Origin of the sequence: Curtobacterium sp. 18060, assembly GCF_902706105.1 — a bacterium.
GTDB lineage: Bacteria > Actinomycetota > Actinomycetes > Actinomycetales > Microbacteriaceae > Curtobacterium.
Genome location: NZ_CACSJV010000014.1, coordinates 1 through 22,573, shown reverse-complemented (window position 1 = coordinate 22,573; position 22,573 = coordinate 1). Strand labels below are relative to the sequence as shown.

Below are 22,573 nucleotides of genomic sequence, written 5' to 3'. Positions count from 1 at the left end.
GTTACCTTTCTGACGGCCGGGAGGCCGTGGTGACGTTCGTCGCGGTGGACGCGACCACAGGTGGTCCGGACCAGAGCGCGCGGCTGGCACCGCGCCTCCAGGCCTGGGTCGAGACTGTTCAGATGTCCAAGAAGCGGACGTCCTTGGCGTTCTGCTGGATGAACTGGCGACGTGCGTCGACGTCTTCACCCATCAGCGTCGAGAAGGTGCTGTCCACCGCGGCGGCGTCCTCGAGCGTGACCTGCAGGAGCGTGCGGGTGTCCGGGTTCATCGTGGTGTCCCAGAGCTCCTTGTAGTCCATCTCGCCGAGGCCCTTGTAGCGCTGGATGCCGTTGTCCTTCGGGATCCGCTTGCCGGCGGCGATGCCCGACTGCATCAGGGCGTCGCGCTCCCGGTCGCTGAACACGTACTCGTGTGCGGCGTTCGACCACTTCAGGCGGTACAGCGGCGGCTGCGCGAGGTACACGTAGCCGCGCTCGATGAGCGGCCGCATGTAGCGGAACAGCAGGGTCAGCAGCAGCGTGGTGATGTGCTGGCCGTCGACGTCGGCATCGGCCATCAGCACGATCTTGTGGTACCGGGCCTTGTCCGGGTCGAAGTCCTCACCGATGCCGGCGCCGAACGCCGTGATCATCGACTGGATCTCCTGGTTGGCGAGCGCGCGGTCGAGCCGCGCCTTCTCGACGTTCAGGATCTTGCCGCGCAGGGGCAGGATCGCCTGGGTCATCGGGTTGCGGCCCTGCACGGCGGAACCGCCAGCGGAGTCGCCCTCGACCATGAAGATCTCCGACAGGGTCGGGTCCTTCGACTGGCAGTCCTTCAGCTTGCCGGGCATGCCACCCGACTCGAGCAGCCCCTTGCGACGCGTGGTCTCGCGGGCCTTGCGGGCCGCGAGCCGTGCCTGCGACGCCTGGATCGCCTTGCGGACGACGTCACGGGCCTGGGTCGGGTTGCTCTCGAACCAGTGCGTGAGCTCGGCGCCGACGACGCGCTGCACGAAGCCCTTCGCCTCGGTGTTGCCGAGCTTCGTCTTCGTCTGGCCCTCGAACTGCGGTTCGCCGAGCTTCACGGAGATGACGGCCGTCAGCCCTTCACGGATGTCGTCACCCGTCAGGTTGTCGTCCTTCTCCTTGATGATCTTCGTCTCGCGCGCGTACTTGTTCACCAGGTACGTCAGGGCCGCGCGGAAGCCCTCTTCGTGGGTGCCGCCCTCGTGCGTGTTGATCGTGTTCGCGAAGGTGTGGACGCTCTCCTGGTACGAGGTGTTCCACTGCATCGCGACCTCGAGCGCGATCTTGCGCTCGGTGTCCTCGGACTCGAAGCCGATGACATCCGGGTGGACGAGGTCGGCCTTCTTCTGCGCGTTGATGTACTCGACGTAGTCGGCGAGACCACGCTCGTACATGAAGGAGTCGTTCCGCGCCTCTTCCCCTTCTTCCGGGGTGCGCTCGTCGCGCAGGTTGATCCGCAGGCCCTTGTTGAGGAAGGCCATCTGCTGGAACCGGGTGCGCAGGGTCTCGTAGTCGAAGACGACGGTCTCGAAGATCTCGGCGTTCGGCCAGAAGGTGATCGTGGTGCCGTGCTCGTCGGACGGTTCGTCCTTGGTCAGCGGTGCGACCGGGACGCCGTCGGTGTAGCTCTGGCGCCAGACGTGGCCCTGCTGTCGGACCTCGACGTCGAGCTCGGAGCTCAGCGCGTTCACGACGGAGGAACCGACGCCGTGCAGACCACCGGACACCGCGTACGCGCCGCCGCCGAACTTCCCGCCGGCGTGCAGGACGGTCAGGACGACCTGGACGGTCGAGACGCCCTCGGCCGCGTGGATGCCGACCGGGATGCCACGGCCGTTGTCGACCACGCGGACACCGCCGTCTTCACGGATGGTGACGTCGATGGTGTCGCAGTACCCGGCGAGGGCTTCGTCGACGGAGTTGTCGACGATCTCCTGGACCAGGTGGTGCAGACCGCGGGGCCCCGTCGAACCGATGTACATACCGGGACGCTTGCGGACCGCCTCGAGCCCCTCGAGCACCTGAATCTGGTCTGCTCCGTAGGACGGTTCGCTCTGCGGGGTCTCCGCGTCGAGCAGGTTCTGCGGGTCGTCTTCAGATTCTGATGCCATGTCGAGCGTGCTCCTGCCTGCGCGCGGAACGCCCGCGCACTGCACCTCCCAGTCTACCGCAGAGCCCCCTCTTTCGAGGGCTCATCCGGCCCGCAGGCGGGCTTTTTTGGCACCACAGGATGATTTCGTCGGCTCAACCGTAGGTGTCGCGAGGACCGCGCCCCTGGACCGTCCTGGGGCCGCGTTTCCAGGTGGGGACGTCCGGCCCTGAAACCCGGATCGACTCGACCCCGGCTTCCGGGTGCCGCTCGGCGATGGTCGTCGTGACGCTGGCACGCATGAGTCGGAGCTGCGTCGCCCAGGCCGTCGAGTCGCACCGGATGACCAGCGCACCGTCGTCGATGGTGACCGGCGTGGAGTGCTTGGCGAGTTCCTCACCGACGACGCTCGGCCAGTCCACGAACAGCTCCGAGCGGGCCAGGGGTTCGGTCCACCCGAGCTCGTTGGCCAGGGATCCGACCACGTCGCCGAGCCCTCGGGGTTCGCGGCCGCGGCCGTACGGGACGGTGTCGGCGTCGAACTCGCGGGAGCGACGGCGGCGGGCGTCGACCCCGCGCTTCGACGGGTCGCCGAAGACGGCTCGGAGGTGCCGGTACAGCCGCGACGGCTCGGTCGGCTTCCACGGCCGGGGCATCAGGCGTCGGCTTCCGGCGGGGTCGCGTCGGTGTCGTCCGTCGCTCCGGTGTCGTCCGTCGCTTCGGTCGTGTCCGTGGTCGACCTGGAGGCCCGGCTGGCGTCCGCCTCTTCGGTCACGATCGTGCCCGCCTCGATCCGCACCGTGTGCGCGGCCAGCTGCGAGGGGACGTCGCCGAACACCGCTGCCGTGATGAGGACCTGCTCGTAGTCGGCCACGGCGTTCCCGAGGCGCTCACGTCGAGACTCGTCGAGTTCGGCGAACACGTCGTCGAGGATGATGATCGGGTCACCGAGGTTCGACTCGGCCCGCAGGATCGATGCGCTCGCCAGCTGGATCGCGAGCGCGAACGACCAGGACTCTCCGTGACTGGCGTACCCGCGGGCAGGTAACCCGTTGAGCTGGAACAGAACGTCGTCCCGGTGCGGCCCGACGAGGGTCAACCCGCGGTCGAGCTCGTCGCGACGACGCCGCTCGAGGGCAGCCGCGAACGCCTCGGCTGCGGCGGTCACGCTCACCGGCTCGTCGGGGGTACCGAGGACCGGGTCCGTCGCCGCGGCGGCCTCCGGGTCGCCGCCACGGATCGAGAGCACACCGGCGATGGAGGCATCGTGGTCTTCGCCCGCGACGGTGGCGTACGCCTCGGCGACGAACGGTGCGAGCCGGCGGGTCAGGTGGTCGCGCGCGGCGACGATCTCGGCACCGAGTCCGACGAGGCGGTCGTCCCAGACGTCGAGCGTCGACAGGGCGTTGGCCCTGGCGCCGGTGGCACGGGCCGACTTGAGCAGGGTGTTCCGCTGGCGGAGTGTGCGGTCGTAGTCGGCCAGCACCCCTTGCATCCGCGGTGCGATCTGGCCGAGCAGCTCGTCGAGCATGCGTCGCCGACCGGCCGGTTCGCCACGGACCAGGGCGAGGTCCTCGGGAGCGAAGAGGACCGAGGTGCAGTAGCGCGGGAGTTCTCGGGGCTTGATCGCCGACCGGTTCACCTGCGCACGGTTCGCTCCGGTGCGGTTGATCTGCACCTCGGCGAGGATGCTGCGGTCCTCGTGCGCCAGGCGGGCCCGGACGATCGCGGCGTCGCAGCCCTGACGGACGAGCGCGGCATCCGTCGGGACCCGGTGCGAACCGAGGGTCGACAGGTACCCGATCGCCTCGACCAGGTTGGTCTTGCCCTGTCCGTTCCGCCCGACGAACAGGTTCGGCCCGCGTGCGAGGTCGACGTCCGCCTCCCGGTAGTTCCGGAAGTCGGTGAGTTGGAGATGGTCGACGTGCACGCGGGCCGAGTCCGGGTTTCCCCGGGTGGTCCTAGGACTTCTTGACGGCGTGACCGCCGAACTGGTTGCGGAGCGCCGCGACGGCCTTCATCGTCGGGGACGCGCTGCCCTGACGCGAGACGAAGCGGGCGAAGATCGACGCCGAGAGCGCCGGCATCGGAACGGCGAGCTCGATGCCCTCTTCCAGCGTCCAACGGCCCTCGCCCGAGTCCTCGACGTAGCCCTCGAGCTCGTCGAGCTTCGGGTCTTCGTTGAGGGCCAGGACCATGAGGTCGAGCAGCCAGGAACGGACGACCGTCCCGCGCTGCCACCCGGCGAACACGGCGGGGACGTCGGTGATCAGGTCCTTGGCCTCGAGGAGCTCGTAGCCCTCGCCGTAGGCCTGCATGATCGCGTACTCGATGCCGTTGTGGACCATCTTGGCGTAGTGCCCCGCGCCGATCGGACCGGCGTGCGAGAAGCCCTCTTCGCGGGGGCCCTCGGGGCGCAGTGCGTCGAAGACCGGCATCGCGAACTCGACGTCCTTGACGTCACCGCCGACCATGAGGCCGTAGCCGTTGTCCTTGCCCCACACGCCGCCGGAGACACCGGCGTCCATGTAGCGGATGCCGCGCGCACCGAGCTGCTCGGCGTGCGTGGTGTCGTCGAGCCACTTTGAGTTGCCACCGTCGATGACGAGGTCGCCCTCGTTCAGGACGCCGGCGAGCTCGGTGATGACGTCGTCGGTGATCTTGCCGTGCGGCACCATCACCCAGACGAGTCGCTGACCCTCGGGCAGGGCGCCCGCCAGGTCTGCGAGGCTCGCGACGTCGGAGACGGCGGGGTTCGCGTCGTAACCGGTGACCTCGATCCCTGCGTTGCGGAGACGGGCACGCATGTTGTTGCCCATGCGACCAAGGCCGACAAGACCGATGTGCATGATTTCCTCTTCTGTTTCGTCGTCGCGCTGAGGCCGCAGCTGGTGCGTCAGCGCAGTGTTCCTGTTGCGCCTATCGCAGCAGCAGGTTGGGCTGCAGCAGGTACCGGTATCCATCGGTCGCGGCAGCCTCTTGCGAAGTCTGGCCGGTGATCAGCACCGGGCCCGGCTTGTTGGGGTTCTCCGTCTTGGTGAAGGAGATGCGGACGAACTCGGAGTGCACCGCGTTCAGTCCGTCGAGGAGGAAGGCGGGCTTCAGCGAGACCACCGTTTCCTCTCCGGTCAGCAACGCACTGATCGACTCTGACGCCTGCGCTTGTTCGGATCCGATCGCCTCGAGCGTGAGCCCGTCGACCGTGAAGGAGAACCGGAGCGCTGCTTCGCGCTCCAGGACGAGTGAGACCCGTCGGACGGCTTCGACCAGTTCCGCGGTGTTGATCACCGCGTGGTCGTTGACGTTCTCGGGGAAGAGCCGGCGGACCGGCGGGTAGTTGCCCTTGATGAGCAGGGAGGTGACCGTCTTGTCGTCGGCGTGGAACGCGATGAGCTCGCGGTCCGAGTTGCCGCTGATCGAGACGGAGACGGTGGACGCCGACCCGAAGGTGCGACCGACCTCCTGCAAGGTGCGGGCGGGGACGAGGGCGTGCAGCGGGTCCGAGCCGACGCGGCCGGAGTCCCACGCGATGGTGCGGACGGCCACGCGGTACCGGTCCGTGGCGATGAGCGACAGGTCGTTGTCGCCGACCTCGAGCTGGACGCCGGTGATGACCGGGGTGACGTCGTCGCGGCTCGCGGCGACGGCGACCTGCGACACGGCCTCGGAGAAGGCATCGCCGGGGATGACACCGGTCTGCGGACCGATCTCGGGCAGCGTCGGGTACTCCTCGACCGGCATGGACAGCAGCGTGAAGTGCGCCGATCCGCAGGAGACCGAGATCTTGGAGTCCTCGGTCGTGAAGGTCACGGGGGCGTTCGGCAGTCGGCTCGCGATGTCGTTCAGCAGGCGACCGCTGACCAGGACCGTGCCCGGGTCGTCGATCTGCGCCGAGATGGACGTCTGCGCCGAGACCTCGTAGTCGAACGACGAGAGCGTCAGACGATCGCCGTCGGCGTGGATCAGGACGCCCGACAAGATCGGGAGGGTCGTGCGCTGTGGGAGGAGTTTCACCGCGAAGGAGACGGCTTCGGAGAAGACGTCCCGGTTGACCTCGAACTTCACAGCTGGAACCCCTGTCGATCGGCTTGGACTGTCCGGCCGCCCCATTCTGGCACAGGCGGACGTGGGCCGGATTTCTTGTCATCCCGCCGTCCACAAGGTTGTCCCGCGGAGATGGATCGTTAACCAGGAGTAATGGTGTTAACGCCTGTGCACACTGTGGATAACCCTGTGCATGCCGCTCGGCCGTAGGGAACTACACGGTTGTGACTTGTGGGCGGTCTGTGGGCGACGTCGGGATGAATTAATCTCATCTATCCACTTCCATCCCCAGTTTCCACAGGAGGCCCCCTCGCTGTGAACAACCGGGCGGCGTGTCCTCCACAGTTATCCACAGGCTATCCACACTGTGAGAACTCCGGCCCATGGAACCGTCTCAGATGGTGGATGCGCCCGGAGACGTACCGATCTCAGCGGTAGCGGCGGTCCTGCTTGATGCGGCTCGTGAGCTCGGTGACCTGGTTGTAGATCGACCGGCGTTCCTTCATGAGCTCGGTGATCTTCTTGTTCGCGTACATGACCGTGGTGTGGTCGCGGTTGCCGAACAGCTGCCCGATCTTCGGGAGCGACAGGCTCGTGAGCTCGCGGCACAGGTACATCGCGATCTGTCGCGCGGTGGCGATCGCCTGCGAACGGGACGAGCCGTACAGGTCGTCGACGGAGAGCTTGAAGTACTCCGCGGTGTGGTTGATGATGTCCGTCGGCGCGACGACGTTGTCCTCGTCGAGGGTGATCAGGTCCTTGAGGACGGTCTGCACCAGGGCCATGTCGACGGCCGTCCGGTTCAGGCTCGCGAACGCCGTGACGCGGATGAGCGTCCCCTCGAGTTCGCGGATGTTGCTCGACACCTTCGACGCCATGAACTCGAGGATGTCGTCCGGCACCTGCAGGTGGTCGGACTGCGCCTTCTTGCGGAGGATCGCGATGCGCGTCTCGAGCTCCGGCGCCTGCACGTCGGTGATCAGACCCCACTCGAAGCGGGAGCGCATGCGGTCCTCGAAGCCGGTCAGGTGCTTCGGTGCGACGTCCGACGTGATGACGACCTGCTTGTTGTGGTCGTGCAGCGTGTTGAACGTGTGGAAGAAGGCCTCCTGCGTGGAGTCCTTCCCCTGCAGGAACTGGATGTCGTCGATCAGCAGGATGTCGATGTCGCGGTAACGCTGCTGGAACTGGTTCGAGCGGTTGTTCGCGATCGAGTTGATGAAGTCGTTGGTGAACTCCTCGCTCGACACGTACCGGACGCGGATCCCCGGGTAGAGGCTCTCGGCGTAGTGCCCGATGGCGTGGAGCAGGTGGGTCTTGCCCAGTCCGGAGTCGCCGTAGATGAAGAGCGGGTTGTAGGCCTTCGCCGGAGCCTCGGCCACCGCGACCGCTGCCGCGTGGGCGAAGCGGTTCGACGACCCGATGACGAAGTTGTCGAAGTTGTACTTCGGGTTCAGCCGCGACTCGGGCCGGCCGCTCGTGCCCGGGGAGTCGATCTGGCTCGGCACGAAGGGTGCCTCGATGTACTGGCGGGGTGCAGCGCTCTGCTCCACCGCTTCCTGCACGGGCTCGGCGTACTCCGGCACGTTCGGGTCGACGCGCGGCTCGGACGCCATGTCCGGGTTCACCGTGATGGCGAAGTTCGCGACCGAGTCGTCACCGATGCGGGCGACGGCCTCGGTGATCGGGATGCGGATCCGCTGCTCGAGCATGCCGCGGGTCAGGTCGTTGGGGACCTCGAGGTACAGGGTGCCGGCGAGGACGCCCTTCGGTTCGACCAGGTTGAGGAACCCGTGGAGCTGCGGCGTGATGCGGGGGTCTTCGCTGAGGATTCCGAGTACGGATGACCAGAGGTCCTCGACGGGGTCGGCCGGCATCGTCATGTCGCGCTCGTCTCCAGGTGTGTGTCGTGCGTTCGGTGCCGGACCGGGGTGCGTCCTGCTGGGTCGGACGTGCCGGAGTGCCGCGGGGTGTGGCACTCAGCGGACCGTGTCGTGCGCCGGCGGTTCGTCGGGGTCTCGGGGGCTTCGTCGACGCCTCGTACCGCGCGTGTTCCCACAGGGTTGTCCACAGTGTTGTCCACGACCGCCCGGATCCGTCGGACAGGAGTACTTCCCTGTCGTACCGGGGCGCGGGGCCGATCGATGACCCCACTGTAAAGGACCGGGCCGGGTGGCACCGAACGGAAGTTGTCCTCAATGTGGAGAATGGACCGCAGCGGTGTCCTCGACGCCTCCGGCACCGAGGCCGGCCCGATCGGCGTTTGACCTGCTCGCTGCTGTCACGTACCGTTAACCAGTTGACTGCGGCCGATTGGTCGCGCCCATCTGCGTCGTTCGACACCGAGCGATGACACATACATACGTGACGGCTCGCCGCGAGCAGCCGTGTGGAGAGATCATGAGCAAGCGCACCTTCCAGCCGAACAACCGTCGCCGCGCCAAGAAGCACGGCTTCCGCCTCCGCATGCGGACGCGTGCCGGCCGCGCCATCCTGTCGGCGCGTCGCGCCAAGGGCCGCACCGAGCTCTCGGCCTGATCAGGCTCACCGCCTGATCCGGTCCTCGGTCTGACCCCGGCATCGCAGTGTTGGCCAGCGCCAACCGCATCGTCCGCGGGGACGACTACCGGAACGTCGTGCGTCGTGGTCGCAAGAGCGCCACGGCGCACGTCGTCGTGTCCGTGGTCCGTCGCGCGACGGACCCTGCCGGACCGTCGCGGTTCGGGTTCATCGTCGCCAAGACGGTGGGCAACGCCGTGACCCGGAACCTGATCAGGCGGCGGCTCAAGGCGATCGCGCACGGCATCCTCGCCGACTCCCCCGTGGGGTACGACGTGGTGGTGCGCGCACTGCCAGCCGCATCGCAGGCCGGATGGCCTACCCTGCTCGAAGACGTCGTGCGCTCCTTCGCGCGCGGGGTGGAGAAGGCAGCATGAACCGCACCCTGTGGACCCGGCTGGCCTGGGTCGCCGCGTTGCTCCCACGCAACGCGTGCGTCGTCGTGCTCCGCGCCTACCGTGCCGTGATCTCCCCGTTGTACGGCAACGTCTGCCGGTACCACCCGTCGTGCTCCCGGTACGCCCTCGAAGCGATCCAGCAGTACGGCGTCGTCCGCGGATCCGCGATGGGCGCCTGGCGCATCGCTCGCTGCAACCCCTGGGCTGCAGGCGGGATCGACGACGTCACGGAACGTCGTCGCCCGTTCGTCGTCAACCGGTTCGGGTTCGTCCTCGCGCCGATCCCGCAGCAGCCGCACCCCGCGGTCGGAACGGCCCGGCCGGTCCTGCTCCCCCAGCGCACTCGAAAGGCGTAGCCGTCCCCATGGACATCATCGGTACGATCCTCTGGCCGCTCAAATGGGTGGTCTCCGCCATCCTCGTCGGCTTCCACTGGATCTTCGAGAGCATCGGCATGGACCCGGGCGCGGGTATCACCTGGGTCCTCTCCATCATCTTCCTGACCTTCGTGGTCCGCGCCGCGCTGATCCCGATCTTCGTGCGGCAGATCAAGTCGCAGCGCCGCATGCTCGAGGTCGCGCCGCAGCTGAAGAAGATCCAGGACAAGTACAAGGGCAAGAAGGACCAGTTCTCGCGTGAGGCCATGAGCCGCGAGACCATGGCCCTGTACAAGGAGACGGGCACCAACCCGCTGAGCTCCTGCCTGCCGCTGCTGCTGCAGATGCCGATCTTCTTCTCGCTGTACTCGGTGCTGCACGAAGCCCAGATCAACAAGACGGGCATCGGCCTGCTGACGAACGACCTCGCGGCGTCGTTCGGCAACGCGGCCCTGTTCGGTGCTCCCCTGCACGAGACGTTCACCAACGCCTCCGGGTGGGAAGTCCGTGCGATCGCCGGCTTCATGATCGTCGTCATGACCGCGTCGCAGTTCATCACGCAGCTGCAGCTCGTCGCCAAGAACATGTCGCCGGAGACCAAGGCGTCGCCGATGTACCGCCAGCAGAAGATGATGCTGTACATCCTCCCGCTGGTCTTCGTGATCTCGGGTCTGAGCTTCCCCCTCGGCGTCATGTTCTACTGGCTCGCCTCGAACGTCTGGACGATGGCGCAGCAGTACTTCGTCATCCGCAGCATGCCGACGCCCGGTTCCGAGGCGGCCCTGGCGCGTGAGGCGCGTCTGGCCAAGAAGGCCCAGCGTCGCGGGATCGCCAACCCGGTCCTCGCCGAGGCCGGTGCCGGTGCTGGCGCCGCCGAGATCGAGGCCGTGCGCGTCACCACCCAGCGTTCGCAGCCGGTCGGCAAGCAGCGCTCGAAGAAGAACGGGAAGAAGTAAGTGACCGAGCAGGACACCGCCGCAGCCGTCGACACCACCGAGGTCCCGGACGAGGACGCCCGTGACGAGGCTGACATCGCTGCGGACTACATCGAGGAACTCCTCGACATCTGCGACCTCGACGGGGACATCGAGATCGAGGAGCGCGCCGGTCGCGTCTACCTGTCGGTCACCGACGACGGCGAGGCGCTCCGCGTCCTCTCGAAGCCGGACACGGTCACGGCCCTGCAGGAACTCACCCGCATCGCCGTCCAGGCCGAGACGGGCGAGTTCAGCCGGCTCATCCTGGACGTGGGCGGCTCCCGTGACGCTCGTGCCGACGAGCTGCAGCGACTGGTCGACACCGCCGTCGAGCGCATCGAAGCCGGATCCTCGTCCGCAGCACTCCCCCCGATGTCGTCGTACGAGCGCAAGCTGGTCCACGACCTCGTCGCTGAGAAGGGCTTCCACTCGGAGTCCGAGGGTGAGGGTCGGGACCGCCACACGGTCGTCACCCGATGACGGACGAGTCGGTGGCAGCCGACACCGCTCCCGCGCCTTCGGACGCTGCTCCGGTGCTCGAGGCTGAGCCTGCGGCTGCGTCCGTGCTCTTCGGCGATCAGATCGAGACGGCTCGGTCGTTCACGGACGAGCTGGCTCGCCGGGGCGAGGAGCTGGGCCTGATCGGCCCGCTCGAACTGCCTCGGCTCTGGACGCGACACATCCTCAACTCTGCCCTGCTGGCACCCCTCCTGGAGGCCCGTGGCCGGGTTGCCGACGTCGGCTCGGGTGCGGGATTGCCCGGTCTCGTGCTCGCGATCGCCCGTCCGGACGTGCACTTCACGCTCATCGAGCCGATGGAGCGCCGCGTGGACTGGCTCACCAGCGAGGCGAGCCGGCTTGGCCTGTCGAACGTGACGGTGGTCCGCGGCCGCGCCGAGGACGTCTCCGACGGCATCGTGGTCGACCAGGTCACTGCGCGTGCAGTCAGTGCGTTGTCGAAGCTCATCCCGATGACGGTTCCACTCGTCCGCTCGGGTGGCCAGCTCATCCTGATGAAGGGTGCGCGGGTCGACGATGAGATCGAGAAGGCACGCAAGGTCATCTTGCGCCAGCATCTCTCGGACGTTGAGGTCCTCGAGCTCGGAGACGGTGTGGTCGCAGAGACCACGCGGGTCTTCCGGGCTACAGTTGACTGACCCTGCGGCTCGGATCGGGACGACTGATCTCTTGCTGCTCCACGTTTCACGTGAAACATCGAACCGGGGAAGAGGCACTCGTTGAGCTCATCGACCGATTACGACGCGTCGACTCCGCTTGCTCGCGAGATCGCCGACCTGAACCGCCGGCGTCGTGCGATCGCGACGCAGCAGTTCCCGTTGCCCCCGAAGACGCGGATCATCACCGTGTCGAACCAGAAGGGCGGCGTCGGGAAGACCACGACGACCGTCAACTTGGCCGCCGGCCTCGCGCACGGTGGCGCACGGGTGCTCGTGATCGACCTCGACCCGCAGGGCAACGCGTCGACGGCCCTGGGCGTCGACCACCAGGCTGAAGTCGCGAGCATCTACGACGTCATCGTCGATGAGGCCGCGATGGCCGACACCGTGCAGCGGTCCCCCGAGTCCGACACCCTCTGGTGCGTCCCGGCGACGATCCACCTCGCGGGTGCTGAGATCGAGCTCGTCTCCTTGGTCGCTCGAGAGCAGCGGCTGCGCACGGCGCTCGATCTGTACCTCCAGTCGCTGGACGAGCCGTACCACTACGTCTTCATCGACTGCCCGCCGTCGCTCGGTCTCCTCACCATCAATGCGTTCGTGGCGGCCCAGGAAGTCCTGATCCCGATCCAGTGCGAGTACTACGCGCTCGAGGGACTCAGCCAGCTGTTGCGCAACATCGAGCTCATCGAGCGGCACCTCAACCCGAACCTCAGGGTCTCGACGATCCTGCTCACCATGTACGACGGTCGGACCAACCTGGCGAACCAGGTGGCGAACGACGTCCGCGAGCACTTCGGTGATCAGGTGTTGAAGGCGATGATCCCCCGGTCCGTCCGGGTGAGTGAAGCGCCGAGTTACGGACAGAGCGTCGTCGCGTACGACGTGAACTCCACCGGGTCGCTCTCCTACTTGGAAGCGGCCGCCGAGATCGCAGCACGAGGAGCGTAAGACTGATGGCACCCAAGCGAACCGGACTCGGCCGCGGCATCGGCGCGCTCATCCCGACGGCGACGGACCAGCAGGACCGCCCAGTGGACGTGTTCTTCCCGACTGGTGGGTCGCCGGCGTCGGCACCCACCGCGGACGAGCTTGTCGCCGTTCCGGGAGCCCGACTCGCGAACCTCAACCCGCTCGACGTGATCCCGAACGGGCAGCAGCCGCGCAAGGAGTTCCGCGAAGAGGAGTTGCAGGAGCTCGTCCACTCCATCCGTGAGATCGGCGTGCTGCAGCCCATCGTGGTCCGTCCGATCCCCGGGGCTGCGGGGACGGAGCCGCAGTATGAGCTGATCATGGGTGAGCGGCGCCTCCGCGCTACCAAGGAACTGGGGCTCACGACCATCCCGGCGATCGTCAAGGAGACGCCGGACGACGCGATGCTCCGGGACGCCCTACTCGAGAACCTGCACCGGGCGCAGCTCAACCCGCTCGAGGAGGCTTCGGCGTACCAGCAGCTCCTGGCGGACTTCGGGATCACGCAGGAACAGCTCGGCCAGCGCATCGGCCGCTCCCGTCCGCAGATCACCAACACCATCCGTCTGCTGCGGCTCCCCTCCCCCGTGCAGCGTCGGGTCGCTGCCGGTGTGCTGTCGGCCGGTCACGCCCGCGCGATCCTTGCTGCCCCGGACGCGGAGGCGATGGAGTACCTCGCCGAGAAGATCGTCAACGAGGACCTGTCGGTGCGCGCTGCCGAGGCGATCGCGCAGCAGTTGGCGACGAAGACCCCTCCGAAGACGACGCCGCAGCCCTCCAGGAACCAGGCGCACTTCAACGACCTTGCTGAGCGCATCGGTGACCGGCTGAACACACGGGTCAAGATCGCCGTCGGTGTCCGGAAGAGCTCCGTGACGATCGACTTCGCGAACGGCGACGACCTCAATCGCATTCTGTCGGAGCTGGGGATCAGCGACGTCTCGTCCTGACGGCTTGTCAATGGCGCTGTGCGCCCCGTAGCGGGCCTCGCATGCCCGGTGCGGGTGCCTGGAGCAGCGACGGGTCGTTCGGCCCGACACGGGGCGCGGAGCCGTTCCGCTGGTTCGAGTTCACGAGCAGCGAACGGGAAGCCCGTACGTTTCACGTGGAACACTGCCAGGCTCGCATCATGAGATCCCGCATTCCCGAGCCGCTCTGGCGTGATGTCGTCGGTCGCGAACTCCGCGCTCGTCGCCGTGTCCGCGGGGACACCCTGCACGACGTCGCTCGTCGCGCAGGGGTGTCACCGCAGTACTTGTCGGAGATGGAACGCGGGCGGAAGGAGCCCTCGAGCGAGATGCTGGCAGCAGTGGCTGGCGCGCTCGAGAGCTCCTTGCTGGACCTGACCGCAGCCGCAGCAGAACAGCTCCGCGAGCGAGCACGTTCCGCAGGTACTGGTGGAGAACAAGTGCGGAGCGCGTTCGTCCTCGCTGCGTGAGGCGTCAACAGTCAGCGCCGTCCGTCAGCGTCGAGTGATCACGTGGTCCACGAGCCCGTACTGGAGGGCCTGATGGGCCGTGAAGACGCGATCGTGATCCGTGTCGGCTCGGAGTTCGTCGACACTCTGGCCGCTGTGCTCGGCGAGCAGGTACTCGATCTCGGCCCGGATCCGGACGACCTCGTCCGCCTGCAGGATGAGCTCGGGAATGGCCCCCTGTCCCTGCGCGGCGGGCTGGTGGAGCACGACCCGAGCATGCGGCAGGGCCGACCGTTTTCCTTCGGCGCCCGCGGCGAGCAGGACGGCTCCGACACCGATTGCCTGCCCAACGCAGGTGGTCGCGACGGCGGGGCGGATGAACCGCATGGTGTCGTAGACGGCGAGCATGGCACTCGGATCGCCGCCGTCGCAGTTGACGTAGAGCTGCACGTCCGAGTCCGGGTTGTCCGACTCGAGGAAGAGGAGTTGCGCGATGAGGGCATTGGCGACGCCGGCATCGATTGCGGTCCCGATGTAGATGATCCGCTCGGTGAGCAGGTGCGAGTAGACGTCCAAGACCCGGTCGCCGCGAGCGTCCCGCGCGATGACGTTCGGGATCGTGTACGCGCTCAACAGTCTCCCTCCCCTGCCACAGGTCCGCCGAAGCCTGTCATCGTGGAACGGGGCTGCTGGGGCCGGATCACCGAGAAGTCGTCGACGATCAGGTCGACGAACCCGTAGTCGAGGGCCTCCTCGGCGGAGTACCAGTGGTCGTGCAGCGAGTCCTCGAAGATGCGGTCGACCGTCTGTCCGGTGTCCGCTGCGATGAGTCCGAGCACGGTGTCGCGGGTGTCACGGAGGTGGTCTGCCTGCAGCGCAACGTCCACCGCACTCCCCCCGATCCCTGCGGATCCCTGGTGCATCAGGATCCGGCTGTGTGGCAGTGCTCGCCGTTTGCCAGGAGTACCCGAGGACAGGAGGAACTGCCCCGCACTGCAGGCGATCCCGAACGCGAGCGTGCTGACGTCGTTGGGGATCACCCGCATGAGGTCCCGGAGTGCGAGCATCGCCGGGACCGAGCCTCCGGGCGAATGGATCCACAGCGCGATGTCGTTCCAGGGGTCCGCCGTCGCGAGCTGTACCAGCTGCGTCATGAGGACGGTGCCGTTGTCGTCGTCGAGGGGGCCGTCGAGTACGAGCACGCGTTGGTCGAGAAGGGCTCGCCGGTACTCGGTCGTGAAGGCTGCGGGGGGTGGTGAATCGGTCATGCGTCCACCGTGCGCCGGCAGATGACCAGACGCATGCGATGCTGCTCAGAGCAGATCAGCTCTCAGCAGCGAACCGCGGGTGCCGACGTTCCACGTGGAACATCGACGCTTGCGAACGCCCGTGTTCCACGTGGAACGCGGACCGTGGGAGCGTGCGGATCAGGCGTGGTGGTCGCGGATCGCCTGTTCGGCGAGCTCTGCGTACGTCCACCCGAGATCGAAACCGGACGCGGAGAGTGCCTGCGGCAGCAGCGACGTCTCGGTCAGGCCCGGGAGCACGTTGGCCTCGAGGAACCAGGGCGTACCGGCGCCGTCGACGATGAGGTCCACACGGGACAGGTGGCGGAGGCCGAGTGCCGCGTGTGCCGCGACGGCGGCGTCGGCTGCAGCGGTCGCGAACTCGTCGGACAGTCGAGCGGGGGTGTAGAACGTCGTCTCCCCCGCGTTGTACCGCGCCTCGAAGCCGTAGATGCCGTTCCGTGGGACGATCTCCACCGCGGAGAGTGCCACCGGCCCGTCGCCCGTGTCGATGATGCCGACCGCGACCTCGGTGCCGCGGATGAGCTGCTCGACCACGACGTCGTCGCAGTACGTGTAGGCCGTGACCATGGCTCGTGGCAGGTCGTTGACGTCGTCGACGAGGGTCACTCCCTGCGCACTCCCGCCGCGTGCCGGCTTCACAGCGAGCGGGACCGGGTGCTCCCCCGCGATGGCCTTGAGCACCCCGACGGCACCGAGCTCGCGGAACACGTCGTGGGACAGCGTGACGGATCGAGGGGTACGAACGCCCGCCCGCGCGACCAGCGCTGACGCCGTGGGCTTGTCCCATGCCAACCGGGCCGACGTGGAACGTGAGCCGACGAACGGGATGTCCACCGCCTCCAGGATGCCCCGCAGGGCCCCGTCTTCACCGGAGGCGCCGTGCAGAGCCGGCCACACGACATCCGGGCGGGACTCGGCGAGAGCCGGCAGCAGCAGCGCGTCGGCGTCGCGGAGGTCGACCTGCCAGCCGTACCCGGTCAGCGAGTCGGCGACCCGCCGACCGGAGCGCAGGGAGACGTCACGCTCGTGCGAGATCCCTCCGGCGACGACGACGACGTGACGACGGGTGAGCTCAGCCATGGGGGTCCTCCGGTGTGGAACGACGGTGCTGGTGGGCCACGCACCGCGGAAAAGCGCTGATCAGGAGATGTTCGGCGGCGGAGCGCTGACCGAGGACGTCTCGCGGACGACGCTGTTCGGCCGAGTCGTCGGGCCGAACGTCTCGATCAGCTCGAGTTCGTCGTTGACGACGTTGGCGAGCCGCTTCACGCCGACGCGGATCTGCTCGGGGGTCGGGTAGCAGAACGACAGACGGATGTGCCCGCCGCCGCGACCGTCGGCGTAGAAGGCCGTCCCGGGCGTGTAGGCGACGAGCTCCTTCACCGCGCGCGGCAGCATGCCCTTCGAGTCGAGGGACTCGGGGAGCGTCAGCCAGACGAAGAAGCCACCGTTGGGCTTCGTCCAGGACAGGTCCGGCAGGAACTCCCCCAGGGCGGACAGCATGGCGTCACGGCGCTCTGCGTAGATGCCTCGGAAGGTGTCGACCTGACCCTTCCAGTCCGCGGCGTCCAGGTACGCGTTCACGACGTACTGACCGAAGGAGTTCGGGGCGAGGACGGCGGACTCGTTGGCGAGCACGAGCTTCTCGCGAATGGCGTGCGGTGCGAGCGCCCAGCCGACGCGGAAGCCGGGTGCGAGGGTCTTCGAGAAGGACCCCAGGTACACGACGCCCTCTTCGTCGATGGAACGGATCGCCTGCGGTGCCGGCTCGTCGAACCAGAGGAGTCCGTAGGGGTTGTCCTCGAGCACCAGGATGTTGTTCGACCGGCAGATGTCGAGCACCTCGATGCGGCGCTCCCGGCTCATGGTGACGCCGGCCGGGTTGTGGAAGTTCGGGATCGTGTAGAGAAACTTGATCCGCTTGCCCTGCGTGCGGAGGTTCGCAATCGCCTCACGCAGTGCCTCGGGCACCAGACCGAGCTCGTCGGTCGTCACGTGGACGGTCTCGGCTTGGTACGACCGGAACACACCGATCGCACCGACGTAGGACGGGGACTCGGCGAGGACGACGTCGCCCGGATCGATGAACAGACGCGTGACGAGGTCGAGCGCGTGCTGCGAGCCCGTCGTCACGACGACGTCCTCGGCACTGGCACGGATGCCCTCGAGGCTCATGACGTCCACGATGTGCTCGCGGAGGGACCGCAGACCCTGTCCGCCGCCGTACTGCAGCGCCATGGCCGCATGCTCGTTCATCACGCGGTCCAGGGAGCCCGTGACGAGCTCCCTCGGCAGCGCGGAGACGAACGGCATGCCGCCGGCCAGCGAGACCACCTCGGGGCGCGAGGCGACGGCGAACAGGGCTCGGACCTCGGAGGCGCTCAGCCCGGCGGTGCGCTGGGCGTAGGAGTCGTACCAGGGGTCGAGGCTGTTGCCGTTCGTCATACCGTGCTCCGATCAGTGAGACATTCCCGCCACACTACGACATCGACCCCGGAAACCCGGGCTCCGCGGCGGGGGCCGATCCGTAACGGGTGGCATGCGAACGCCCCGCCGGCGCCTGCTGAGCAGGACGAGGACGGGGCGTTCGGTGGTGCTGGTGCGACCTACGCGAGGAACTCGGCGAGGTCGGCCTCGAGCGCGGGCTTCGGCTTGGCGCCGATGACGGTCTTGACGACCTCGCCGCCCTTGAAGACCTTCATCGCCGGGATCGAGGTGATCTGGTAGTTCATGGCCGACTGGGGGTTGTCGTCCACGTTGAGCTTCACGATCTCGATCTTGCCGGCGTGCTCTTCGGCGATCTGGTCGAGGATCGGCGAGACGGCGCGACACGGGCCGCACCACTCGGCCCAGAAGTCGACCAGGATCGTCTTGTCGGACTTGAGGACCTCGTCCGAGAAGGTGGCGTCGGTGACAGCCTTTGCGTTGGACATGGGTGTCCTTTCGTGAGAAGTCGGTACTGGGTGTGGAACCGCGGACGGGCCCCCGGCATTCCGGGGGCCGTACGGGTCAGGCGGAGATGGTGACCGGCTCGACCGGGGTCTCGCCCGCAGCAGCGTCGGTCAGAGTGTCCTCGAGGTCGGCGAGGTACTTCTCGGCGTCGAGCGCGGCGACGGCACCGGAACCGGCGGCCGTGATGGCCTGGCGGTAGGTGTGGTCGAGCACGTCGCCCGCGACGAAGACCCCGGGAACACCGACGGCCTTGGACGTGCGGCCCTCGACGGCGATGGTGCCCTCGGGAGCGAGCTCGAGCTGACCGTGCACGAGGTGCACGCGGGGGTCGTTGCCGATCGCGATGAACAGACCGTCGAGGGCGAGTTCGCTCTCGGTGCCGTCCACGGTGTCCTTGAGCGTCACGCCCGTCACGGCGGAGTCACCCTGGATGCCGATGACCTCCTTGTTCCACGCGAACTCGATCTTCGGGTCGTTGTGGGCGCGGTCCTGCATGATCTTCGACGCGCGGAGGGTGTCCTTGCGGTGGATCACGGTGACCTTGTCGGCGAAGCGGGTGAGGAACGTTGCTTCTTCCATCGCGGAGTCGCCGCCGCCGACCACGGCGATGTTCTTCTGGCGGAAGAAGAAGCCGTCGCAGGTCGCGCACCACGAGACACCGTGGCCCGAGAGGCGCTCTTCGTCGGCGATGCCGAGGTGGCGGTACGCCGAACCGGTCGCGTAGATGACCGCGAGGGCTTCGTAGGTCTCGCCGGAGCCGACGGTGACCTTCTTCACGTCGCCGGTGAGGTCGACGGAGACGGCGTCGTCGTACAGGACCTCAGCGCCGAACTTCTCGGCCTGTTCCTGCATCTTGATCATGAGGTCGGGACCCTGGATCCCCTCGGGGAAGCCCGGGAAGTTCTCGACCTCGGTCGTCTTGGTGAGTTCCCCGCCCGTCTCGACGCTGGACGCGACGATGAGCGGCTTGAGCTCTGCGCGCGCGGCGTAGATGCCGGCGGTGAACCCGGCCGGACCGGAACCGATGATGATGAGCTGGCGCATGCCTGACTGCCCTTCCGTTGCGTGCTGACCGGGTCAACACATGGTACCGGCGCGGCATTCCGCGACGTCCGGGAAGCGTGCGGTCAGCGACCGAGCTTGCTCTTCACCATGCCGACGGCGTTCTTGATCTCGCCGTTCTTGGCGACGACGAGCGCCCCGAAGTACACGAGGACCATGACGGCGCCGGTCAGGACGATGGTGATGAGTGCCCCGGTGCGGTCCGACATCGCGAACCCGGCCGCAGAGAACGCCCCGAGGAAGTTCGCGACCACCAGACCGACCACGCCGGCGATCAGCGCGGCGACGATGAACTGCACGTGCGAACGGGTCACGACGGGGCCCTCCATGCCACCCAGGCGCTTGCGGACGAGCACCAGCGCGACGATGGTCTGCGCGGTGCCGGCGAACGTGGTGCATGCGGCGATCGCGACCCCGATCGTCTCGTTGGGGAGCGTGGTCACCGCCAGCGCGCCGATGACGAACAACACGGACTGGACGCACTGCATCAGGAACGGCGTGCGGTGGTCGTGCATGGCCCAGAACACGCGCTGGATGATGAACAGGATGCTGAAGAGCACGAGGCCCGGCATGTAGGCGAAGAGCACGGCGCCGATCGACAGCGCGCCGTCGAACGTGTCCGAGAACATCCGTCCGAACGGCACGGCGACGACCATCAGTGCGACGGACGCGAAGACCGTGAAGAGCCCGACGATGCGGAGCGAGAGCGACAGGTTCTTCTGGACCGCGCCGAGGTCGCCGCGCTCCGCGTCGTGGCTCATGCGCGTGAAGTAGGCGGTGGCGATCGAGACCGTGATGATCGAGTGCGGCAGCATGAACAGCAGCCATGCGTTCTGCAGGACGGCGTTGCCGGCCGCACCCGAGCCGAGCGACGCGACGCGCGACTGCACGATGCCGGCGAGCTGGGTGACGAGGATCATCGCGAACAGCCATCCGGCCGCGGTCCCCGTTGCCTTCAGACCGACGCCCCGCCAGCGGAAGTCGGGACGGAAGCTCAGGCCGGCTCGGCGCCAGAAGAACGGCAGGAAGGCTGCCTGGGCGAGGACGCCGACCGAGGCGCTGCCCGCGAGCACCGCGATCTTCGTGGCGTCCCAGTCGTCGACGCCCGAGTTCGCGGCGCTGCCGCCGAACATCGCGATGAAGACGACGAGACCGGCGAGCGAGATGACGTTGTTGAGCAGGGGCGCCCACGTGAACGGTCCGAAGACCTGCTTCGCGTTCAGGACCTCGCCGAGCAAGGAGTACATCGCGTAGAAGAGGATCTGCGGCAGGCACCAGAAGGCGAAGAGGACGGCGAGGTCGTACGCCTCGGGTGAGAGGCCCTTGCCACCCGAGGTGGATTGGGAGCTGTACAGGCGCACCAGCAGCGGAGCAGCGAGGGTGGCGACGATGGTGATGACGATGAACACCGAGCCACCGAGCGTCACGATCTTGTTGACGTAGGACTGGCCGCCGTCGGTCCCGTTCTTCATGGCGCGGACGATCTGCGGGATCAGCACCGCCGACAGCAGGCCGCCCGCGATGAGGGCGTAGATGTTGTTCGGCAGCTGGTTCGAGATCGCGAAGGCGTCTCCGGCAGGGCTCTTGTACTGCCCGATCGCGTAGGCCAGCACGAACGTCTTCGCGAATCCGAGGATGCGCGACAGCATCGTCCCCGCCGCGAGCATCGCACTCGCACGCCCCAGGCTGCGCTCGGCGACCGGTTCCGCGTCGACGTCGGGCTGGGGCTGGGTGGCGCTGATGGTCGGCTCCTCGGGGTCGCGGGCGTCCGCGACAGGGCTGGTACGGGCGTCGGACGGGAGGCCCGGTTCGACTCCGGCTCGGGCGATCGCGTCCTGCAGGTGGTCGCCTCCAGGAGCCGCGACAGCGGCCGCACCGGAGCCGGTCACGGCGAACGCGGTGGGTGGCTCGGCGCGGTGATCCGGGCCTCCCGGTCCGACGACCGATCCCGCGGGCGAGGCGGGCGCACCGGGCGCACCCGGCTGCACGGCGAGCGGGCGGTTGGGGTCGTCGTCGTCCTCGTCGTCGAGTTCGCCGTTGCGACGGCGGATGCGCTTCCGGATGCTGCGGAAGATGCCGAAGCCGAAGATCGCGATCAGAGCGACCGCTGCGGCAGCGGTGATGACCGTCTCCCACTGCGCCTGGACGTTGAGCTCGACGGTGGCCGGCTGGGCGATCGCGACGCCGGTCGGGCTCGACAGCGACATGGTCAGCTCGACCTTGCCGTTCGCGACGGACTGCACGGGGACGGTCGCTCGGGTCGACGAGTCCGGTTGGATCTCGACCACGATGTCGTTGCGGACGACCCGGAGGGCGGAGTTCGACGGCTGGACGGCCAGGTGCACCGTCACCGGGTAGTCGGAGCTGTTGCGGATGGAGACCGGCAGCGAGGACCGGTCGCCGAGCAGGGTCAGGCTGCTCGAGTCGACGATCCCGACCTCGGTGGTCTGCTTCGCCCAGGCGGCCGTGCGGGCGTCGACGGCGGCCGTCAGCCCGTCGTTGTCCCCCCGCCACGCGTTCGACGCGATGGCGAGCAGTCGGAGGCGTGCGGGTGCGGTCAGTTCGGCGGGGGTGTCGAGGATCGTGGCGAACGCGGAGAGCCCCTGTTCGCCCTGCACCAGGCGCTTGAGCTGTGCGATGCGGCCGGCCCCGGTGGACGCGCTGTTGAGCGTGAGTGACCCGGCGACGGCGTTCGACGCCGTTGAGAGATCGGCGGGCGCCACCCAGGCGGTGGTCTCGAGGGCGTCGAGGGTCTGGCTGAGGCGAGCGGAGTCCGAGGGCCAGTCGCGACCGAGGGTCAGCAGGATCGGCCCCGTGGCGGTGCCGTCGCGCGCCGAGGTGGCGAGCGTCGCGGTGAGTTCGGACATCGCCGACGACCAGGTCTGGCGGTCCGGTGCGGTCGCGGCCTTGCGCAGCAGGGACGACATCGACTGGTCCGACACGAGGACGTGGTCGTCACCGATCTTCTCCGACGCCGAGATCGTGGCGTTCGCGCCGGCGGAGGTGTTCCCGCTCGAGACGATCGTGGTCTTCGTGCCCGCCCGCTCGAGTGCCTCGAGGTCCGACGACGACACGGTGCCCTCGGTCGGCCAGGAGATGGAGTCCATCGAGTAGGGGAAGTCCAGCAGCTGCTCGGTCGTGGGCAGTGTCTCCGTGGGCTCGCCCGCACCCGAGTCGGCTTCGGCGTCGGTGGTGGCGTCGTCGCTCGGGGACGCGGAGCTGCTCGGGGT

At 67.8% G+C, this 22,573-nt stretch carries 22 protein-coding genes; 9 read left to right on the top strand and 13 right to left on the bottom strand.

Features of this window, described 5'->3' with window-relative positions; translation table 11 throughout:
* Nucleotides 1–118: 118 nt before the first annotated feature.
* The 6 genes from gyrB to dnaA form a co-directional block, all read right to left on the bottom strand.
* On the bottom strand, nt 119–2,122 hold the full coding sequence (gene gyrB, locus GVL05_RS08970; protein ID WP_235035919.1) for a DNA topoisomerase (ATP-hydrolyzing) subunit B: 2,004 nt from the start codon (nt 2,120–2,122) through the stop codon (nt 119–121).
* Nucleotides 2,123–2,255: 133 nt separating this feature from the next.
* Nucleotides 2,256–2,756: a DUF721 domain-containing protein gene (locus GVL05_RS08965; RefSeq protein WP_111083686.1), complete on the bottom strand. Its 501-nt coding sequence runs from the start codon at nt 2,754–2,756 to the stop codon at nt 2,256–2,258.
* Nucleotides 2,756–4,030 (bottom strand): DNA replication/repair protein RecF, encoded by a 1,275-nt coding sequence (recF, locus tag GVL05_RS08960; protein WP_159572916.1) that lies wholly within the window; start codon nt 4,028–4,030, stop codon nt 2,756–2,758. The genes GVL05_RS08965 and recF overlap by 1 nt, the downstream gene beginning before the upstream one ends.
* 31 nt (nt 4,031–4,061) lie before the next feature.
* On the bottom strand, nt 4,062–4,949 hold the full coding sequence (gene gnd, locus GVL05_RS08955) for a phosphogluconate dehydrogenase (NAD(+)-dependent, decarboxylating) (protein ID WP_123292939.1): 888 nt from the start codon (nt 4,947–4,949) through the stop codon (nt 4,062–4,064).
* Between the two features lie 70 nt (nt 4,950–5,019).
* Nucleotides 5,020–6,165 (bottom strand): DNA polymerase III subunit beta, encoded by a 1,146-nt coding sequence (dnaN, locus tag GVL05_RS08950; protein WP_111083683.1) that lies wholly within the window; start codon nt 6,163–6,165, stop codon nt 5,020–5,022.
* 407 nt (nt 6,166–6,572) lie between these two features.
* Nucleotides 6,573–8,027 carry a chromosomal replication initiator protein DnaA gene (gene dnaA, locus GVL05_RS08945; protein WP_111083682.1) on the bottom strand — a complete coding sequence of 485 codons (1,455 nt, stop codon included), beginning with the start codon at nt 8,025–8,027 and terminating at the stop codon, nt 6,573–6,575.
* 517 nt (nt 8,028–8,544) lie between these two features.
* On the opposite strand from dnaA, the gene rpmH reads away from it, so the two are divergent.
* From rpmH to GVL05_RS08900, 9 genes are all read left to right on the top strand, one after another.
* Nucleotides 8,545–8,682 (top strand): 50S ribosomal protein L34, encoded by a 138-nt coding sequence (gene rpmH / locus GVL05_RS08940; protein WP_022889115.1) that lies wholly within the window; start codon nt 8,545–8,547, stop codon nt 8,680–8,682.
* A 47-nt stretch (nt 8,683–8,729) separates the two neighbouring features.
* Complete coding sequence (rnpA, locus tag GVL05_RS08935) at nt 8,730–9,080, top strand: ribonuclease P protein component (protein ID WP_159572914.1); 351 nt, start codon at nt 8,730–8,732, stop codon at nt 9,078–9,080.
* Nucleotides 9,077–9,457, top strand: a complete 381-nt coding sequence (gene yidD / locus GVL05_RS08930) for a membrane protein insertion efficiency factor YidD (protein WP_165901008.1) — start codon at nt 9,077–9,079, stop codon at nt 9,455–9,457. The genes rnpA and yidD overlap by 4 nt, the downstream gene beginning before the upstream one ends.
* A gap of 8 nt (nt 9,458–9,465) precedes the next feature.
* Nucleotides 9,466–10,434, top strand: coding sequence for a membrane protein insertase YidC (yidC, locus tag GVL05_RS08925; RefSeq protein ID WP_123292941.1), 969 nt, complete (start codon nt 9,466–9,468; stop codon nt 10,432–10,434).
* Nucleotides 10,435–10,935 carry a R3H domain-containing nucleic acid-binding protein gene (locus GVL05_RS08920; RefSeq protein WP_111083678.1) on the top strand — a complete coding sequence of 167 codons (501 nt, stop codon included), beginning with the start codon at nt 10,435–10,437 and terminating at the stop codon, nt 10,933–10,935.
* The gene (gene rsmG, locus GVL05_RS08915; RefSeq protein WP_159572912.1) at nt 10,932–11,612 is read left to right on the top strand and encodes a 16S rRNA (guanine(527)-N(7))-methyltransferase RsmG; all 681 of its coding nucleotides are present in this window, start codon (nt 10,932–10,934) and stop codon (nt 11,610–11,612) included. The genes GVL05_RS08920 and rsmG overlap by 4 nt, the downstream gene beginning before the upstream one ends.
* Before the next feature lie 81 nt (nt 11,613–11,693).
* Nucleotides 11,694–12,581: a ParA family protein gene (locus GVL05_RS08910; protein ID WP_131845076.1), complete on the top strand. Its 888-nt coding sequence runs from the start codon at nt 11,694–11,696 to the stop codon at nt 12,579–12,581.
* A 5-nt stretch (nt 12,582–12,586) separates the two neighbouring features.
* On the top strand, nt 12,587–13,552 hold the full coding sequence (locus GVL05_RS08905) for a ParB/RepB/Spo0J family partition protein (protein WP_159572910.1): 966 nt from the start codon (nt 12,587–12,589) through the stop codon (nt 13,550–13,552).
* Nucleotides 13,553–13,731: 179 nt separating this feature from the next.
* Nucleotides 13,732–14,040, top strand: a complete 309-nt coding sequence (locus tag GVL05_RS08900; protein ID WP_159572908.1) for a helix-turn-helix domain-containing protein — start codon at nt 13,732–13,734, stop codon at nt 14,038–14,040.
* A 24-nt stretch (nt 14,041–14,064) separates the two neighbouring features.
* Here GVL05_RS08900 and GVL05_RS08895 read toward each other — a convergent pair whose 3' ends face one another.
* The 7 genes from GVL05_RS08895 to GVL05_RS20160 all read right to left on the bottom strand — a co-directional run.
* On the bottom strand, nt 14,065–14,652 hold the full coding sequence (locus GVL05_RS08895; protein ID WP_159572906.1) for a ClpP family protease: 588 nt from the start codon (nt 14,650–14,652) through the stop codon (nt 14,065–14,067).
* Complete coding sequence (locus GVL05_RS08890; protein ID WP_159572904.1) at nt 14,649–15,287, bottom strand: ClpP family protease; 639 nt, start codon at nt 15,285–15,287, stop codon at nt 14,649–14,651. Before GVL05_RS08890 ends, GVL05_RS08895 begins: the two co-directional genes overlap by 4 nt.
* A 159-nt stretch (nt 15,288–15,446) precedes the next feature.
* Complete coding sequence (locus GVL05_RS08885) at nt 15,447–16,409, bottom strand: D-alanine--D-alanine ligase (protein ID WP_123339331.1); 963 nt, start codon at nt 16,407–16,409, stop codon at nt 15,447–15,449.
* Nucleotides 16,410–16,469: 60 nt separating this feature from the next.
* The gene (locus GVL05_RS08880) at nt 16,470–17,774 is read right to left on the bottom strand and encodes a PLP-dependent aminotransferase family protein (protein WP_123339332.1); all 1,305 of its coding nucleotides are present in this window, start codon (nt 17,772–17,774) and stop codon (nt 16,470–16,472) included.
* Nucleotides 17,775–17,935: 161 nt separating this feature from the next.
* Nucleotides 17,936–18,262: a thioredoxin gene (trxA, locus tag GVL05_RS08875; protein ID WP_017887828.1), complete on the bottom strand. Its 327-nt coding sequence runs from the start codon at nt 18,260–18,262 to the stop codon at nt 17,936–17,938.
* A 76-nt stretch (nt 18,263–18,338) separates the two neighbouring features.
* On the bottom strand, nt 18,339–19,325 hold the full coding sequence (trxB, locus tag GVL05_RS08870) for a thioredoxin-disulfide reductase (protein WP_111083668.1): 987 nt from the start codon (nt 19,323–19,325) through the stop codon (nt 18,339–18,341).
* An 83-nt stretch (nt 19,326–19,408) separates the two neighbouring features.
* Nucleotides 19,409–22,573: DUF6049 family protein (locus GVL05_RS20160; RefSeq protein ID WP_235035918.1), on the bottom strand; the 3,165-nt coding region annotated here is incomplete at its 5' end.

Bases quoted from the DNA above. Each gene is read 5' to 3' on its own strand.
- gyrB (WP_235035919.1), bottom strand. From the start codon at position 2,122: ATGGCATCAGAATCTGAAGACGACCCGCAGAACCTGCTCGACGCGGAG.
- GVL05_RS08965 (WP_111083686.1), bottom strand. From the start codon at position 2,756: ATGCCCCGGCCGTGGAAGCCGACCGAGCCGTCGCGGCTGTACCGGCAC.
- gnd (WP_123292939.1), bottom strand. From the start codon at position 4,949: ATGCACATCGGTCTTGTCGGCCTTGGTCGCATGGGCAACAACATGCGT.
- dnaA (WP_111083682.1), bottom strand. From the start codon at position 8,027: ATGACGATGCCGGCCGACCCCGTCGAGGACCTCTGGTCATCCGTACTC.
- rpmH (WP_022889115.1), top strand. From the start codon at position 8,545: ATGAGCAAGCGCACCTTCCAGCCGAACAACCGTCGCCGCGCCAAGAAG.
- yidD (WP_165901008.1), top strand. From the start codon at position 9,077: ATGAACCGCACCCTGTGGACCCGGCTGGCCTGGGTCGCCGCGTTGCTC.
- yidC (WP_123292941.1), top strand. From the start codon at position 9,466: ATGGACATCATCGGTACGATCCTCTGGCCGCTCAAATGGGTGGTCTCC.
- rsmG (WP_159572912.1), top strand. From the start codon at position 10,932: ATGACGGACGAGTCGGTGGCAGCCGACACCGCTCCCGCGCCTTCGGAC.
- GVL05_RS08905 (WP_159572910.1), top strand. From the start codon at position 12,587: ATGGCACCCAAGCGAACCGGACTCGGCCGCGGCATCGGCGCGCTCATC.
- GVL05_RS08900 (WP_159572908.1), top strand. From the start codon at position 13,732: ATGAGATCCCGCATTCCCGAGCCGCTCTGGCGTGATGTCGTCGGTCGC.
- GVL05_RS08890 (WP_159572904.1), bottom strand. From the start codon at position 15,287: ATGACCGATTCACCACCCCCCGCAGCCTTCACGACCGAGTACCGGCGA.
- GVL05_RS08885 (WP_123339331.1), bottom strand. From the start codon at position 16,409: ATGGCTGAGCTCACCCGTCGTCACGTCGTCGTCGTCGCCGGAGGGATC.
- GVL05_RS08880 (WP_123339332.1), bottom strand. From the start codon at position 17,774: ATGACGAACGGCAACAGCCTCGACCCCTGGTACGACTCCTACGCCCAG.
- trxA (WP_017887828.1), bottom strand. From the start codon at position 18,262: ATGTCCAACGCAAAGGCTGTCACCGACGCCACCTTCTCGGACGAGGTC.
- trxB (WP_111083668.1), bottom strand. From the start codon at position 19,325: ATGCGCCAGCTCATCATCATCGGTTCCGGTCCGGCCGGGTTCACCGCC.